This window comes from Deltaproteobacteria bacterium (assembly GCA_016874755.1).
In the GTDB taxonomy this organism is placed as follows: Bacteria; Desulfobacterota; Binatia; order UBA9968; family UBA9968; genus DP-20.
Window position 1 is genome coordinate 1 of record VGTH01000009.1, and the last position, 15,008, is coordinate 15,008.

At 57.8% G+C, this 15,008-nt stretch carries 17 protein-coding genes; 4 read left to right on the forward strand and 13 right to left on the reverse strand.

What is annotated here, in order from left to right; genetic code table 11:
• Positions 1-99: 99 nt before the first annotated feature.
• The 7 genes from FJ145_07285 to FJ145_07315 all read right to left on the reverse strand — a co-directional run bounded on the left by FJ145_07285 (position 100) and on the right by FJ145_07315 (position 5,837).
• Entirely contained in the window at positions 100-630 is a 531-nt protein-coding gene (locus FJ145_07285) for a hypothetical protein (protein ID MBM4261230.1), read from the reverse strand.
• A gap of 26 nt (positions 631-656) precedes the next feature.
• Positions 657-1,712 carry a M48 family metallopeptidase gene (locus FJ145_07290; GenBank protein ID MBM4261231.1) on the reverse strand — a complete coding sequence of 352 codons (1,056 nt, stop codon included), beginning with the start codon at positions 1,710-1,712 and terminating at the stop codon, positions 657-659.
• A 177-nt stretch (positions 1,713-1,889) separates the two neighbouring features.
• Complete coding sequence (locus FJ145_07295) at positions 1,890-2,447, reverse strand: LemA family protein (protein MBM4261232.1); 558 nt, start codon at positions 2,445-2,447, stop codon at positions 1,890-1,892.
• 32 nt (positions 2,448-2,479) lie between these two features.
• Positions 2,480-3,484, reverse strand: a complete 1,005-nt coding sequence (locus tag FJ145_07300; GenBank protein MBM4261233.1) for an alpha-hydroxy-acid oxidizing protein — start codon at positions 3,482-3,484, stop codon at positions 2,480-2,482.
• A gap of 63 nt (positions 3,485-3,547) precedes the next feature.
• A complete protein-coding gene (locus tag FJ145_07305) occupies positions 3,548-4,483 on the reverse strand; it encodes a VOC family protein (protein MBM4261234.1) in 936 nt (311 codons plus the stop codon).
• The gene (locus tag FJ145_07310; GenBank protein MBM4261235.1) at positions 4,483-5,343 is read right to left on the reverse strand and encodes a rhomboid family intramembrane serine protease; all 861 of its coding nucleotides are present in this window, start codon (positions 5,341-5,343) and stop codon (positions 4,483-4,485) included. Before FJ145_07310 ends, FJ145_07305 begins: the two co-directional genes overlap by 1 nt.
• Before the next feature lie 254 nt (positions 5,344-5,597).
• Positions 5,598-5,837, reverse strand: a complete 240-nt coding sequence (locus FJ145_07315; protein MBM4261236.1) for a hypothetical protein — start codon at positions 5,835-5,837, stop codon at positions 5,598-5,600.
• Between the two features lie 386 nt (positions 5,838-6,223).
• Between FJ145_07315 and FJ145_07320 the strand changes: the two genes are divergently transcribed.
• The 4 genes from FJ145_07320 to FJ145_07335 all read left to right on the forward strand — a co-directional run bounded on the left by FJ145_07320 (position 6,224) and on the right by FJ145_07335 (position 9,803).
• The gene (locus FJ145_07320; protein MBM4261237.1) at positions 6,224-6,535 is read left to right on the forward strand and encodes a transposase; all 312 of its coding nucleotides are present in this window, start codon (positions 6,224-6,226) and stop codon (positions 6,533-6,535) included.
• 324 nt (positions 6,536-6,859) lie between these two features.
• Entirely contained in the window at positions 6,860-7,846 is a 987-nt protein-coding gene (locus FJ145_07325; GenBank protein MBM4261238.1) for a tripartite tricarboxylate transporter substrate binding protein, read from the forward strand.
• 1 nt (position 7,847) lies between these two features.
• Positions 7,848-8,309: a tripartite tricarboxylate transporter TctB family protein gene (locus FJ145_07330; GenBank protein MBM4261239.1), complete on the forward strand. Its 462-nt coding sequence runs from the start codon at positions 7,848-7,850 to the stop codon at positions 8,307-8,309.
• A gap of 3 nt (positions 8,310-8,312) precedes the next feature.
• Positions 8,313-9,803 carry a tripartite tricarboxylate transporter permease gene (locus tag FJ145_07335; protein ID MBM4261240.1) on the forward strand — a complete coding sequence of 497 codons (1,491 nt, stop codon included), beginning with the start codon at positions 8,313-8,315 and terminating at the stop codon, positions 9,801-9,803.
• A gap of 1 nt (position 9,804) precedes the next feature.
• On the opposite strand, the gene FJ145_07340 is transcribed toward FJ145_07335, so the two are convergent.
• From FJ145_07340 to rsmA, 6 genes are all read right to left on the reverse strand, one after another.
• Positions 9,805-10,653 carry a methyltransferase domain-containing protein gene (locus FJ145_07340; protein ID MBM4261241.1) on the reverse strand — a complete coding sequence of 283 codons (849 nt, stop codon included), beginning with the start codon at positions 10,651-10,653 and terminating at the stop codon, positions 9,805-9,807.
• A 56-nt stretch (positions 10,654-10,709) separates the two neighbouring features.
• On the reverse strand, positions 10,710-11,936 hold the full coding sequence (locus tag FJ145_07345) for an MFS transporter (protein MBM4261242.1): 1,227 nt from the start codon (positions 11,934-11,936) through the stop codon (positions 10,710-10,712).
• A 417-nt stretch (positions 11,937-12,353) separates the two neighbouring features.
• A complete protein-coding gene (locus tag FJ145_07350) occupies positions 12,354-12,614 on the reverse strand; it encodes a hypothetical protein (GenBank protein ID MBM4261243.1) in 261 nt (86 codons plus the stop codon).
• Positions 12,607-12,909: a type II toxin-antitoxin system prevent-host-death family antitoxin gene (locus FJ145_07355; GenBank protein ID MBM4261244.1), complete on the reverse strand. Its 303-nt coding sequence runs from the start codon at positions 12,907-12,909 to the stop codon at positions 12,607-12,609. Before FJ145_07355 ends, FJ145_07350 begins: the two co-directional genes overlap by 8 nt.
• Before the next feature lie 331 nt (positions 12,910-13,240).
• Positions 13,241-14,062, reverse strand: a complete 822-nt coding sequence (gene mutM, locus FJ145_07360; protein MBM4261245.1) for a bifunctional DNA-formamidopyrimidine glycosylase/DNA-(apurinic or apyrimidinic site) lyase — start codon at positions 14,060-14,062, stop codon at positions 13,241-13,243.
• On the reverse strand, positions 14,055-14,933 hold the full coding sequence (gene rsmA, locus FJ145_07365; GenBank protein ID MBM4261246.1) for a ribosomal RNA small subunit methyltransferase A: 879 nt from the start codon (positions 14,931-14,933) through the stop codon (positions 14,055-14,057). The genes mutM and rsmA overlap by 8 nt, the downstream gene beginning before the upstream one ends.
• Positions 14,934-15,008 lie beyond the last annotated feature (75 nt).

Below are 15,008 nucleotides of genomic sequence, written 5' to 3' on the forward strand. Positions count from 1 at the left end.
CCTCAGTGTGCTTTTCTCTCATCGGCGTATCCTTTCCTGCCTGCGCCAACAGGCAGCCTTTCGTTTTTAGATTCGCGAAAGGGTACGCCTACCTATTTCCTATTTCCACACGCTTTGATCATAGCTCGCAAGCTTCGCAGCATTGCTCAAAGTATCTTTGATCGTGCCCTTCTCGTCATCGTACCCTTGCGGGTAAGCGTACATCCCCCGCGTCCCCGTCACGACCCACGACTTGGGATCCTCCATGGTCTCGGGCAGTTTCTGCATAATCTCTTCCGGCGCAAGTCTGGCTTGCTGAGTTTTCCTTTGAAAGCGTTTGTAGCGGGTAAACTCGCCGCGATTGAGCCAGATGCCATCGCAGCGCATGCAGCGCATCAGGCGGATGTCGGCGGGCAACAAAGGCTCCGTGAACAGGCTCAGCGCGGCGGTGCAACGCGGGCAGTAAAGCGTCTTTTTCACTGCCTCCACGTTCTGGTTCAATAATTTTTGGTCAATGGCCTCGATGCGTTCCGCTTCACCGGCCTGCACTGGAAACAGTTCGAACTTGTCGCACCAGACGCCGCCACAGTGACCGCATTGATCAAGCTGGATCAACGACCCGGGATTGGCCCGCGCCACAACCGCGTTCATCGCGACCTCGCATTGCGGGCAGCGTATCAAGCGAGCCTCTGCGCCGGGGGATCTTGAACTTTTGTCCCCTTGAACTCTTGAGGAGCCGCCATCGGCGCGGCGGCTCCCGCCATTCGATGGAGCAGCTGAATGCGCTGCTCGATGGGCGGGTGCGTGCTCAGCAAGTCCGCCCAGCGGCCGTCGCGCTCGTCGAGCCTGCGGCGAAACGGACTGGCGATAAACAGATGCGCGGTGCCGCGCGTCGCCTTTTGAAACGGCATGCCGGCATCGCGGATTTTCTCCAGCGCTTTTGCCAACCCAATCGGATTGCGGGTAAACTCCACCGCCGTCGCGTCGGCGAGGAGCTCGCGTTGGCGCGACACCGCCATGGCGAGCAGGCGCGAAATCAGCGGCGACAGCACGATCAACAGCAGTGCCGGAATGACCAGCAGCGGGTTCGCGCCGGTCTTGCGCCCGCTGCGCGAGCCCATGTAGGAGCGCTGCGCCCAATCGGCGAGCAGCGCGATGCCGCCGAGCAGAATACTGATCAGCATCATGACGACCGTGTCGTTGTTTTTGATATGCGCCATTTCGTGGGCGACGACGCCTTGGGTCTCCTCGCGATCGAGCAGGACGAGCAAGCCCGTGGTCACACAGATCGCCGCCGACTTCTCATCGCGCCCGGTGGCAAACGCATTGGCCGCGGCGTCGTAGACGACGTAGACCTTAGGCATCGCCGAGCCGGAAGCGAGCGCCATCTCGGTGACGACGTTGTGCAGCTCGCGATGCTGCGGGTTTTTGCGATCGAGCGGCTCCGCGTTCATGGATGAAAGGATCATCTTGCTGCCCGCGCCGTAGGCCGTCAGCGTCATAAACGTCGCGAATGCTAATGAGCCAAGCGTCGCCCAAGGCAGCGACGGGCCGCGCGGCGCGAACGCCCCCAAGTAAACGTAATCGACGGAAAAACCCACCAGCAGAAAGAACCCAATGAAACCTAGGACGATCGCCACGCTGACGCGTCGGTTGCGCTGCTGGCGCGCGGCGAAGTCGATGGCCGGCGCGAGCGCTCCTGAACGCCGGCTCTGCTCTGCAGAAAAGGTCATGGCGCAGAAGACCTACGAGCCCGTTGAAGAGGCCACTCGGAGTCCTTCGACAGGCTCAGGACGAACGGATAATTTATCTGAGAGGTCCGATAAATTCCGCTCATGCTGAGCTTGTCGAAGCATGCTCCGCTCGGGTTCCATCGCGTGCGCTTAGGAAGAAAAAAAGGGGAACCGATACTACGCCGGGAGAGTAAGATCGACCCGCGGCACGACTCTTTCGGCTTCTGCCGCGGCGAATAGCTCGCTGCGCTCGAAGCGGAAAAAACCGGCGATCATGTTGGCCGGAAAGATTTCCTGTTTGACGTTAAACCGTGTCGCCGTGTCGTTGTAATATTGGCGCGCGAAGGCGAGCTGATTCTCGGTGGTGGTCAACTCTTCTTGGAGCTGCAGGACGTTCTGGTTGGCTTTGAGCTCGGGATAGTTTTCGATCAGCACGAAAACTTTGCCGAGCGATTGCGACAGCGCGTTTTGCGCCTCGGCCGATTCCTTCACTCCGGTCGAGGCCATCGCGCGGCTGCGCGCGTCGATGACTTTCTGCAGCGTGTCCTGCTCATACTTCATGACGCCCTTGACGGTTTCGATGAGATTGGGGATCAGATCGTAGCGCCGCTTGAGCTGGACGTCGATCTGCTTCCAGGCGTTTTGGACTTGATGTTTGAGGCCGACGAGGCCGTTGTAAGTAAAAATGACCCAGACAATAACCAGTAAGAGCACAACCGGAAATATCAAGCCCATGGCTCCCTCCGACTGCAAATGATCTAAAAAGATCAATCGGCAATCAGAATCGAACCTGAAATCTCCTTTATGCTCCCGACGCCGGTCATGGTCATGACCCGCTGCATCTCTTCGGCGAAGATATTGTAAACCCGCTCGACGCCGCGCGCGCCGAAGGCGCCGACGCCCCACGCCACCGGCCTGCCGGTTAGTATCGCTTTGGCGCCGAGCGCCAAAGCTTTGACGATATCGCCGCCGCTGCGCACGCCGCTGTCGAGTAGCACCGGTACTTTGGCTCCGACCGCGTCGACGACTTCCGGCAGCGCTTCCAAGGCCGAGCGATTGAAGTCGAGAATGCGCCCGCCGTGGTTCGAAACCACCACTGCATCGGCGCCGGAATTCACGGCAATCTTTGCGTCGGCGGCGCCCATGATGCCTTTGACAACCACCGGCAGCCTCACCTGCTGCTTCATCCACTCGATGTCCTTCGGCGTCGACTTGTGGCCCTTGCGCGGCTTGCCGTCCTTGGTCGACAGCGGCACCTCGTCGCCGATTTTCACCGGCTTGACCGTGTCCATGGTGATGCCGACTGCCGCAAAGCCCAAATCTTCTGACATCTTGGCGTAGTCGGAAACTTCCTCCTTGCCGCGATTCATGTAGGCCATGAAAACCAGCGGCGACTTGGCCGCGCTGCGCCAGCCTTTGGGATCGAACTTGGCCGCCTGGCTGGTAAACATCATCGCGCCGAAGGCGGCGGTGCCTTCACCGACCTCGCGCTCGGCATTGTCGCCGATCAAACTAAAGCTCCCCACCGGCGCCGTGATTGCCGGAATCGGCAACTTACAGCCAAACAGCTCAGTAGAAATATCCGGCTCCGAGATATCGTGAAAAATCTTCTGGCGAAACAGGTAGCGGTGAAACGCCCGCGGGTTGCGCCGAAAGGTCGCCTTGGTCTCCGCCGCGCCGTTGAAGTGCTTCCACGCCTCCGGCGGCGCTTTCTGCTTCATGATCGCGCGCAGATCGCGCAAGCCCATTTGTTCCAGTGGTTTTTCGTTCATAGTAAATCCGAACTTTGCCGCGCTAAGTCCTCTGCGCCTCTGCGCGAGATATTCCGGCCACTCCTAATTCGCCGAGGTCAACTCCCAACAATTGGCCCCTGGGTCGCGGAAGCAAAACGACGCTACATTTTCACTCTCTTCCAACCCGAACAACTCGCTCACGCCCAACTCTTTGCCATGCGCGCTGAATTCGCGATGGGCCTCTTTGACCGCGTCCTTCGAAGCCATCGTCAGCGTGTTGCGGAAGTTTTTCGAAAACACCGGCGCGTTCTGGCGAATCGCGCAGACGATGAAGGTTTTGGTCGTCGGGTGTTTAATATAGACGACATGATCGCTAAAGCGGTGCGCGTCCATGCCCAGGACTTCCATGTAAAAATTCTTGCTGACCTCGATATCCGTCGATACCAACGTGCCGTGGGTAAACCCCTGCGGCACATAGCCGCGCCCCGGGAACTTCCCCTCCGGCAGGAGCTGATCCCAGTGAGCCATCTTCACCGCGCCGAACCGTGCCGCGGTAGCCTGCTTGCGGTTGAACGCCTCGTAGCACTCGATCTCCCAACCGTTGGTGCCAGGCTCGACGAAATAGCAGGAATAGGAACCGTGGCTCCACGTCGGCTTGCCAATGGCGCCGAGCTTGTACTCGGCCTTGTGCGCGAGCAGGTAATCGTAGGCGCGATCCACTTCTTCCGGACTCACCACCCGCACGCCCCAATGATTGTGCATCGGCTTGGCCGGCGCATCGGGCCCGGCCTCATGAACGATGAGCTGCCAATGCGTGTTGGGATGTTTGAGCGTCGCTTCGCCGGGTTTCTCGGAAATTTTTTCGAAGGCCAACAGCTCGGTCAGCACTTTCAACGACTCTTGGAGATTGCGGCATTCCATATGCGTGGCAGCCAGAGCGACGGGTTTGATCATAGTTCTTCCTCCGAAAAGTCGTCCCTTATTTCGCGGAAATTTACTGCGCGCGCGGCGGCGAGTCAAACTGACGGCCGCATCCATCAGGCTAGTGCAAGGTACCAACAGCAAGCGATTACCGCGAGCGCGGCAGCGCCGCAACTCAACTGAGTCAATTCCCCCGGCGCTTTGAGTCTTGTGATAACGACGAGCGCCGCCATCACCACACCTGCGGCGAAGCCAAACAAGTGGGCAAATAAATCTGTGCGCTGCCCCGCCGTTCCCAACATCGCCAGCAACGCAACGGCAGCCGCCACCGAGAGCCACCTGCGGCGCGCCACCATTGTCGTGCGCCGGCGCGTGGACATGCCGAGCACGCCGAGCATGCCAACCGCGCCGAACACCGCCGTCGACGCTCCCACAGAGATATGTGCCGAACCATGCGATCCATACATCAGGGCGTTGAGATAATTGCCGATGGCGCCTGCGAACAACAGTGCAACTGAGCCAAGCCCTGCACCTAATATGCTGCACACAGCGCTAAAGAATATCGCCGCCGCCGCAGCGTTGCCGAGCACATGGGCGATGTCGGCGTGCAGCGTCAGAGCCGTCACGACACGCCACAGCTCACCGTTGAGAATCCGTTCAGCATCGGCGCTGCCGCGTTGCAACCATGGGAAGGCGGGAGTTTTGAGACTCGTGATGAAAAAGAACAAGAGGAGCAGCTCGCCAAGGATGATGCCCGAAAACAAACTCATCGGTTCAGGCGGTGTCACCCGCTCGCGCGCTGCCCGTAGATTTTCCTCGTCGTAAGCAGCAAGCGCAGCGCGAGCCGCAGCCGCTTCGTCGGCCCGCACGCTCAGAACAAAGCCATCCATACTCTCACCGACATGCGGCGCCAGGCCCTGCGAGACCAGCACAAGCTCCCATTCCCGCACCAAGGCATGGTCGTGTGTGATACGCACAGAAATGAAAGACTCAGCGATCACAAGAAAGCGGATTCACCACGGAGACCCAGAGGGCATGGAGCTCGGAAAAAAGATTCCACCACGAAGCACACGAACGACACGGAGTTCGGAGAAAACTTTTTGATTCTCTTCTCTTACCTTCGTGATCTTCGTGTCCTTCGTGGTGAACAATTCTTTGGGGACTATTTCAGCAAATCCACTACCGCACCCTTCACACTTTCAGTTGACGGCAAGAAAGGCCGCTCATCCCATTAGGGTAGATACTGATCGGCGCCGGCGACGATGCGCGGCGGCGCCTTCAGGGTTCCCGCCGGTAGTTCGTCGAGCACGCAGCGAACGTGCGTCGCGTAGCCGCCCGGCGCTGGTTCGTCTTGGACGATCAGGAACCGGCCGGTTTTCTTGGCGGATTGCAAAATCGTTTCTTTGTCCAGCGGCTTGATGAATCCCAGGCTGATGACTTCCACGGCAGCAGGATTTTTTTGCCAATTCATCGGCGACGTCTTCCGCCAGCGCGGCGCAGCGGCGGGCGGCGACGATCGTCAAACAATCACCGGCGCGGGTCACCAGCGCTTTGCCTTTGGGATTGACGTCGGCAACGTCGCCCGTGCGGGTCGGCATCGAGCGGTCTTCGAAAAACAACGTCGGCGTCGGGCGATTCAAAGCATCGCGAAAATTCCAGTAGGCTTCATTCGGCGAGCCGGGCACTGCTATTTTCTTCTTTCCTTCCCCGCTTCAGGGGAGGATCAAGGTGGGGGCCAGCTCTTCGATGCGGCCCCCATCCTAACCTCCCCCGAGAGAGACTGTGTCGCAATTATCAGGGGTGCTGCGGGGGAAAATATCTGATAACGGGAAAACATTGCAATAACGCAGAGACGATATGCTAAGGCACGCCGAAAGGAAAGGGAACGAAATGGCGTACCGGTGCGGGGAACGAGAACAGTTGGGATTATTGCCGGCGGGCATAGAAGAGTACGTAGGCCGAGAAGACCCGGTGCGGGTCTACGATGCGTTTGTCGAGAGTCTAGATTTTGCGGCGCTGGGGATTGTCCTTGATGACGAGCAGGTAGGGCCACCGGAGTACGATCCCAAAGCGATGATGAAGCTGTTGGTGTACGGGTATAGCTACGGGGTGAAGGGATCGAGAAAGCTGGAGCGCGAGTGCCATCATAATTTGAGTTTCATGTGGTGAAAGCCGTGTTGTTTTATGACCGAAAATCCATCGATTGCGACACAGTCCCGCGGGAGAGGATAGAGGATAGAGGTGAGGGTGCGTTGTGGGTTGGTCGAGCCTTCGATCGGCGGGTGATCGAAAGCTACCTCGAAGCTCTTTTGGCGGTCAAGAGAAATGCGATTCCGAGGAAGCGGTTGCACCACCCTCTTGAGAATCAGGTCCGATTAAGATATGCATGCTTCCCAAGATGTTGCGTGCAGCTCCGACTTTGCTTCTATTTGTAGTGTAAACGCTCCCAAATTGACCTGAAAAAGACAAGTCGCGCTCCAAAGGAGTTCCTTTATGGCCTATGTATTAGCTGTAATCGTCTTCTTCGCCATCGCCGCAAGCAGCGCCCCAACGGCTCGCGGTGCAGCTTGGGAGCCAACCAAGCCCATTGAATTCGTGATCCCCGCTGGCACTGGCGGCGGCGCCGATCAAATGGCGCGGCTCATCGCCGGCATCGCCGACAAAAACAAACTCTCGCCGCGACCGCTCCTGCCAGTGAACAAATCTGGCGGTGCCGGCGCCGAGGGATTTCTCTATGTCAAAGAGAAAAAGGGCGATCCTCACGTGATCGTCATCACCCTGTCCAATCTCTTTACCACACCGTTGCACACGGGCATTCCCTTCAATTGGAAGGATTTGACGCCGGTCGCGCGCATGGCGCTCGATCAATTCATCCTTTGGGTCAACGCGGACACGCCTTACAAAACCGCCAAAGAGTACCTCGCCTCAGTTAAGGAACAATCCGGTGGCAGCGCGCGCATGAAGATGGGCGGCACTGGTTCGGCGCAGGAAGATCAAATCATTACGATCCAATTGGAACAGCAGCTCGGTGTCAAGTTCACTTACGTGCCATTCAAGGGTGGCGGCGAGGTCTGTGTCAATCTAGTCGGTAAACATATCGATTCGACAGTGAACAATCCCGCCGAATGCGTTAGCCACTGGAAGGCAGGACGCGTGCGGCCGTTGGGAGTATTCGATGGCGCACGTATTACCGAGGGCGATTGGAAGGCGATACCGACCATCAAAGAAGCCCTGGGCGCCGATATCCGCTATCAAATGCTGCGCGGTATCTTCGCGGCGCCCGACATTCCCAAAGAGGCTTTGCAGTGGCAAACCAGTTTTTTGAAAAAAGTTTTCGACACCGCCGATTTCAAAAAATATCTTGCCGACGGCGCTTTAAAGCCCGCGTTCAGCACGGGTTCTGAATACATCAAGTGGGTGGACGAGAACGAAAAGATTCACCGCGAATTGATGCAGAAAGAGGGCCTACTGAAGCAGTAGCATGCGCGCTGCCGAGGTCATCACCGCTTCTCTCCTCGCGCTCTTCGGCGCGCTTGTGCTATTCGATGCTACAAGGTTGGGTATCGGTTGGGGGAGCGACGGCCCGAAGAGCGGCTTCTTCCCTTTTTGGCTTGCGCTCATCATGGTCGCTTCTTGCATCGTGATCGTCGTACAAGCGCTGCGCCAAACCCAAAACAAGCCTTTCATCGATCCGCAAGCCCTGCCACCGGTGCTGAAAGTGCTTTGGCCGGCGTTCGCCGCCGTTCTGCTAATGCAGTGGATCGGCCTCTACGCCGCCTCAGCCATCTACCTGGCGTTCTACATGCGCTGGGTCGGGCGCCAGTCCTGGGGTGCCGTGATAGCACTTTCGCTGGCGATCCCCGTGCTCAGTTTTTTTGTTTTTGAAAAGTGGTTTCTCGTGCCGATGCCGAAGGGCCCGCTGGAAGCCTGGCTGGGCTACTGAGTCATGGGCCTGGAAAACCTACTACTCGGCTTCCAGATCGCGATCACGCCGTACAATATTTTCGTGGCGGTCATGGGCATTCTGCTCGGCACCGTCATCGGTGTTTTGCCGGGCCTGGGCGGCGCCAATGGCGTGGCGATACTTTTGCCCGTGACCTTCGCCATGCCGCCGACTTCGGGAATCATTCTGCTAACCTCGATCTACTGGGGTGCCCTCTTCGGCGGCGCCATCACCTCGGTGCTTTTTAACATTCCCGGCGAGCCCTGGTCGGTGGCGACAACGTTCGACGGCTACCCGATGGCGCGCCAGGGCTTGGGTGGCCAGGCGCTCACAGCGGCGTTTACGTCGTCATTCATTGGCGCGTTGTTTTCGATTCTCCTCATCACCTTTTTCGCGCCGCTTTTGGCCGAAGTTGCGCTCAAATTCGGCCCGGCGGAATTTTTCGCCATACAACTTCTCACCTTCTCCAGTTTCGTCGGCCTCGGCGGCAGCAATCCGCTCAAGTCACTGGTTTCAATCTTGATCGGCTTTATCCTCGCCGCGGTGGGGTTGGATATTGTCACCGGCCAATTGCGCTTGACCTTTGGTTTCACCGGCTTGATGAAAGGGTTCGATTTTATCATCGCCGTCATCGGCCTGTTCGGCATCGGCGAAATTCTTTTGAGCGTCGAAGAAGGCTTGAGCTTCAAAGGCACCAAGACCGGCATGAACTTGCGGGTTGTCTTCGACACCTGGAAAGAGCTGCCAGGCTACTGGCGCACCTTTCTGCGCAGCTCCTTCATCGGGTTTTGGATGGGCTTCAAACCGGGCGGCGCAACGCCGGCGTCGTTCATGAGCTACGCCTTCGCCAAACGCTTTTCCAAAAACAGCGCCAACTTCGGCAAGGGTGAGATCGAGGGCGTAGTTGCGCCGGAGACTGCGGCACACTCGGCTGGCATCGCAGCGATGTTGCCGATGATTACCCTGGGCATTCCCGGCTCGCCCACGGCCGCGGTGATGCTCGGCGGTCTGATCATCTGGGGTTTGCAGCCCGGCCCCATGTTGTTCACCGAAAAACCGGACTTCGTCTGGGGCCTGATCGCCAGCATGTATACCGGCAACATCATTGGCGTCTTGATGGTGCTGGCGTTTGTGCCGCTCTTTGCGGCCATCCTGCGCATTCCATTTGCGATCTTGACGCCGCTGATCGTGATCGTCTGCGCCATCGGCGCCTACGCGGTCAACGGCCGCATGCTCGACGTTTGGTATATGCTGGGGTTCGGCGTTATCGGCTACGTCTTCAAGAAACTCGACTATCCAATCGCGCCGCTCGTGCTGGCGCTGGTGCTTGGCGATTTGGCTGAGAGCGCCTTGCGTCAGAGCTTGATCATCTCACAAGGCTCATTGGCAATATTCTTCACCCGCCCCATAGCCGGAGCGATCACCGCGGCGGCCATATTCTTTTTCGTCATGCCGCTGCTGGGCCCCTGGTGGAAGCGGTTCAAAGAACGCTGAGTCACACCTCTTTTTTCAACACGAGAATATCTTGGTGGCCGTTCACTCCGCGTAGAATGTAGTCCACAATGGTAAAATACTTCGCGAAGTTCTCGATCACATACTCCTTGAGGTGAAACGTCGACTGATACCAATCCGGAAAGGCCTCTTTCCAATAATCGTCGACCACGAATAAGATGCCATCCCGCTTGACCTGCGCGATCAGTTTCGCATTGAGCTGTCTCCACACATGCTCACCGTGTAGCGTGAGCAGCACCACCCCCGCCGGCCGGGTCACGCGCCGCAGCTCTTCCAGCCAACGAAACTGAAACTCCTCATTGAGATGCGTGAAGATCGACACCGCATAGATCAGATCGAAAGTATCATCGGCATAGGGGAGCGGAGGCAACGGCCGATTGACGCTAAACGTGCCCCAGCGATAGTTCTCTTGACACCAGCGGATCGCCTCGCCGTCGATATCCGTGCCATAGAAAGCCGTGCTGAGCGCCAGGTCCCACCAAATGAAAGTCCGACCACAGCCGCAGCCAAAATCCAATATGCTCTGAAAAGAAGAGATCTCGCGGCCCTGGCTCCGCAGCGCGGCGCTAAGACCTTCACTGCACTTACGCCCCTTATTGAGGAACATATCTGCGCTGTTCTCGCCGCTCACACGCTGGCGCAACGACGCCGGCGGCAGCGCAACGATCCCTTTGCGCTTGAGATGCGCCCGGTTGGGAATTGCTTGTAGCCGGTGTTTGGGAATGTCCCAAAGCTCAGCGAGCCACAACCAAACGGAACGACGTATTCCGCTCCATGGTTGGCGCAGTACGGCACGCAGGCGTTGATAACTCTTTGGGGCAATCTCAATCATGCTGGCTGAAACTGACTTAAGCAGGCACGCGCGGTCAATTCAACGCACCTCTTTTGCTAGAGGTGATGGCGAGATACCTGCGAAATGCTGAAATCTCGCACCAACGGAAATCGCACTATCATGAGGGCCACGATCGCGAGGATCATCAAAGCGCCCGCTGCCACCGACAACTCCGCGCCGACCACCGCCGCCAGCGCGCCGGCTTGAAACTGGCCGAGTTGCGGCCCGCTATTGGTAAACACACTGTTGATCGCCGACATGCGGCCGCGCAACTCGTCGGGCGTGCTCAGCTGATTGATCGTCGAGCGCAGCACCGCGCTGATCGTATCGCCGATGCCCGAGCAAACCAGAAAAAAGACCGAGAGCAGAAACCACCGGGAAAACCCAAACCCAAACAGCGCCAGACCGTAGATGGAAACGCCGATCAAAATCCAGCGGCCGGCGTGGCGCCGCGTCCCCGCGAAACTCATGCCCAGGGCGCCAATCAACGCGCCAGCGGCGCTGGCGGCGTAGAGTACACCAAGACCCTGGGGCCCCACGGCAAGAATGTCGCGCGCATAAATGGGAAACAATGAGCGTACCGTGCCGAAAATGTTGGCGCCCAAGTCCATCATCAAGAACGGAAAAAACACCGCGTGTCCCCAGACAAAACGAAACCCTTCGCCGAGAGCGCTGAGTGACACGGTGCGCCAGCCGCCGCGGCCCGGTGCGCGGGCGCGAATCAGTAGCAACGCCGCCAGCATCACCACCCAAGAGGCGGCATCGATGGCGTAGCAGACAGCGGGTCCAGCGAAGGCTAACACCAAACCGGCAGCCGATGGACCGGCAATGGTCGCGATCTGACGCTGGGTGCTTTGAATCGCCATGGCGCGCGCCAAGTCTTCGGCAGGAACCAGGTTCGCAACGATGGCATGGCGCGATGGACCCTCAAGAGATGTAAACAATGCGAGAAAGACCGTTACACCGTAGAGAATCAACACATTGATGTGGCCGGTCATCGTGGTCAACGCCAGCGCCGCAGAAACCAAAAACAGGCTGACCTGGGTGATCATCATCAGCTTGCGCCGGTCCACCGCATCGGCCAGCACACCGCCAAACAGGAGCATCAGCACCTGGGGCACTGCACGCACCAAACCGATCAGGCCAATCTGCAGCGGTGAATTGGTCAGCTCGTAAATCTGCCAAGCCATCGCCACGGTGGTGAACTGGCTGCCGACGCTGGAGAGCAGTAGACCGATCCAAAAGATCCGAAAATCGCGATGGCGCAGCGGAGATAACAGCATGGGTCAGAGGCAAATCCATCGCAATATAGCGGAGATCAAATCGATAAGGAAATTCCCCGCCTGGCATTCCCGCATCGATAAACTGCCAAACCAGGAATTTTCAATGAAAGGCGACGCTGGCCGGGTGTCAGTGGCAGTAAAAGTGTTTCTGTTTCGCCGGGTTCTCCAATTGCTGCCCAGCTCAAGATCATTGATTAAAAAAGCGACTATTGCTTGCTTTCGCGATTGCACTGGACGCCATATTGACCGATTCAAAATAGCGAGTGCCCTTTGCCCATCTGATGAGCAGCTCCCCTTCCGGGCCTTCCTCTTTCTGGCCCCTGAGTTTAGAAGCGAGTGCGCGCGCCGACTGGAGATCAGACAGAGCGCTTGATGATTCGATGTTATGAGCGAGCTTTGAGCAGCCGAAAAATCGCACTAAACGCGGGGCCAGAAGAGGTTGAGAAAGTCGACGTGGTCATAGTCGGGTAAGCGGTAGTGAATCAGCAGGTTCCCCGATCGATAAAGATAACTGGGCGTGGCCGGGTTGTAATAGCTGGGCATCTTGCCGGGCAAGTTTGGGTTGGCGGCAATGGCCGCCATGGTCATTTCAAGGTGTTCTAAGTCGCTACGACTGGCGGTTTTTTGAAACAGCGCGAGGTTTTCCAAGAACTGTCGCCCGAGGATGAAGTCAGCCACGCAGCAGACCCTTCTTGCGAGCCGCAGCAAGGATTTTTTCCACCTTAGGAGTTCCAGAGAACTTCAGAGTCCGTCCTGCTTTCGCATCCTCCAACGCCAGGCGCATCGATCGGAGCGCCTCCGGGTCTTGCCAAAGCCTGGCCACCGCTTTTAGCGTCTGCAGCTCTTCAAAACTGATGATCGCCGCTTTGGGAACCCCCCGCTTGGTGATGATAACCTGATCACCGTCTTCAACGTCGTCGACAAGATTTAGAAACTTTTGCCTGGCTTCGCTGGTGGTCAAAAACTTATCCATCGTTACACCTCGTCTCACAAGGAAGTGTACAGAACGTTGCTAGCAACCACAAGCGAGGAACTAACCCAAATCAGACGGCCGCGCCAGACAGAGCCAACTTGCTCTCACTGAATCGAAAGCTCAAGAAGTTCAAGCAGGGACTGCGGCTACGTATTCGAAACCACTTGGTGGCGCAGTACTTCCCGGAGCCGGATCACTGTCATTGGGGAGCCAATGGGGGATAGGCTAACCCCGTCTTTGGTGTCCCCATTTTGTGTCTCTGGAGGAATAGTCCACTGGAAAGCAGCGAACCACGCTGAGCGTGGTCGATTGGCAGGACTGGGATCAACCTTTACCTTTGACAACTCGGGCAATAAAACGCGCTACGATTTCCTAGAGTAACGCGCTTGATCTTGCTGGCGCATTGGCGGCAGGGCTCTCCGTGGCGGTCGTAGACGCGCAGGTGATTTTGGAATTCGCCAGATTTGTCGTCGGCGTCGCGGTAATCTGAGAAACTTGTGCCGCACCAGCGGATGGCGTCACCTAACAATTCTGGAATTGTCCTAGCGACATCCGCAACTTCTCTTTTCGTCAAACGGCATGCGCGCCGCGTCGGCTTGACGCCGACGATGGCCAGCACTTCGTTGGCGTAGATGTTACCGAGCCCTGCGACGATCTGCTGGTCGAGTAAGAGATCGCGCATGCGCCGCTCGGACTTGCGCGTGTGTTCGAACAAGAAAGCAGGTGTCAGTTGAGCGCCGAAGGGATCGACGCCAAGCTGGCGGAATTGCGGCAGCGTTTCGAGCTCAGGCTCCGCCGCCACCAGCGATAGACCGAATCGGCGCGGGTCGTGGTAGCGCAGCTCGCTTCCATCGTCGAGCTGGACGACGATGTGATCGTGCTTCTGCCGCGCGAGGTTGTCGGTGACACAAATTAACTTGCCCGACATGCCGAGGTGAAAGATCCAATGCCGCCCGTCGGTCAGCGAAATCAAGATATACTTCGCCCGGCGTGTGATCGCCTCGATGCGCTGGCCCCGCAAGCGTGCCAGAGCGCGCTCGTCGACGCGCACACGCAGGCGCGGTTCGTAGACTTTGATCTTTTCGATCCGCCGTCCCAGCAAATGTGGCCGCAAACTTCGGCACACCGTTTCGACTTCCGGCAATTCAGGCATTCGCAAGGCCTCGTTGTGCGGGCACGAGCCAACCGCGCGCGCGCAGTCCGCTCATCAAAGCGACAAATTCATTAACGGCGAGGCTTTCACCGCGCCGTTTGGGATCGATCTTGTGCTCGGCGAGCAAGTTATCGATGGCGCCGCGCTCGCGCTGAAGCCACGTGACAAGTCCGTTGCTCAAGGTCTTGCGCCGCTGGCCAAAGGCGGCGCGCAGGAGATTTTTCATTGCCGGAAACTCTTTTTCATCAACTAACGATTGCTCGCGCAAATCGATGCGCAGCACCGTCGAACGCACCGTTGGCTTAGGGAAGAACGCTTCCGGCGACACCGACACTTTGTCGGTCACAACGCCATGCAGCTGGCACCACACCGAAAGCACGCCGTAGTCTTTCGTGCCCGGTCCGCTGGCAAGGCGATCGGCCACCTCTTTTTGCAGCATGATCACCAAACAGGAAAAATGCCCGCGCAAGTCGAACAAGCGAAACAAAACTTCCGTCGAAATATTGTAGGGCAGATTGCCAAGGACTTTTATTTTGCGGTCGGGCAGCCAATCAACGATTGGGACTTGCAAAATATCGCCGGCGATGAGCTGGAAGTTTGCACGCGCCGACCAGTCGCGCCGCTGCAAATATTCGATCAGTCTCCCATCCACCTCCACGGCCCAGACTTTCTTTGCGTCGGCCACTACGCGCCGCGTCAAAAAGCCGAGTCCTGGGCCAATCTCCAAGACTTCGTCCTCGCTCTCCAGGTGAAGCAATCGCAGGATCGCTTCGACAACATGCTCGTGAATCAAAAAATTTTGCCCGCGGCTCTTTTTGGCGCGGAGGTCCAACTCGCGCAGTGCGGAGCGAACCTCTTGGTGGAGCGTCATGCGGCCCCTAAGAGACCGGCGCGCGCAGAACTTGCGGAGTCCTTCGATAAGCTCAGGACGAACGGAACTGAAATT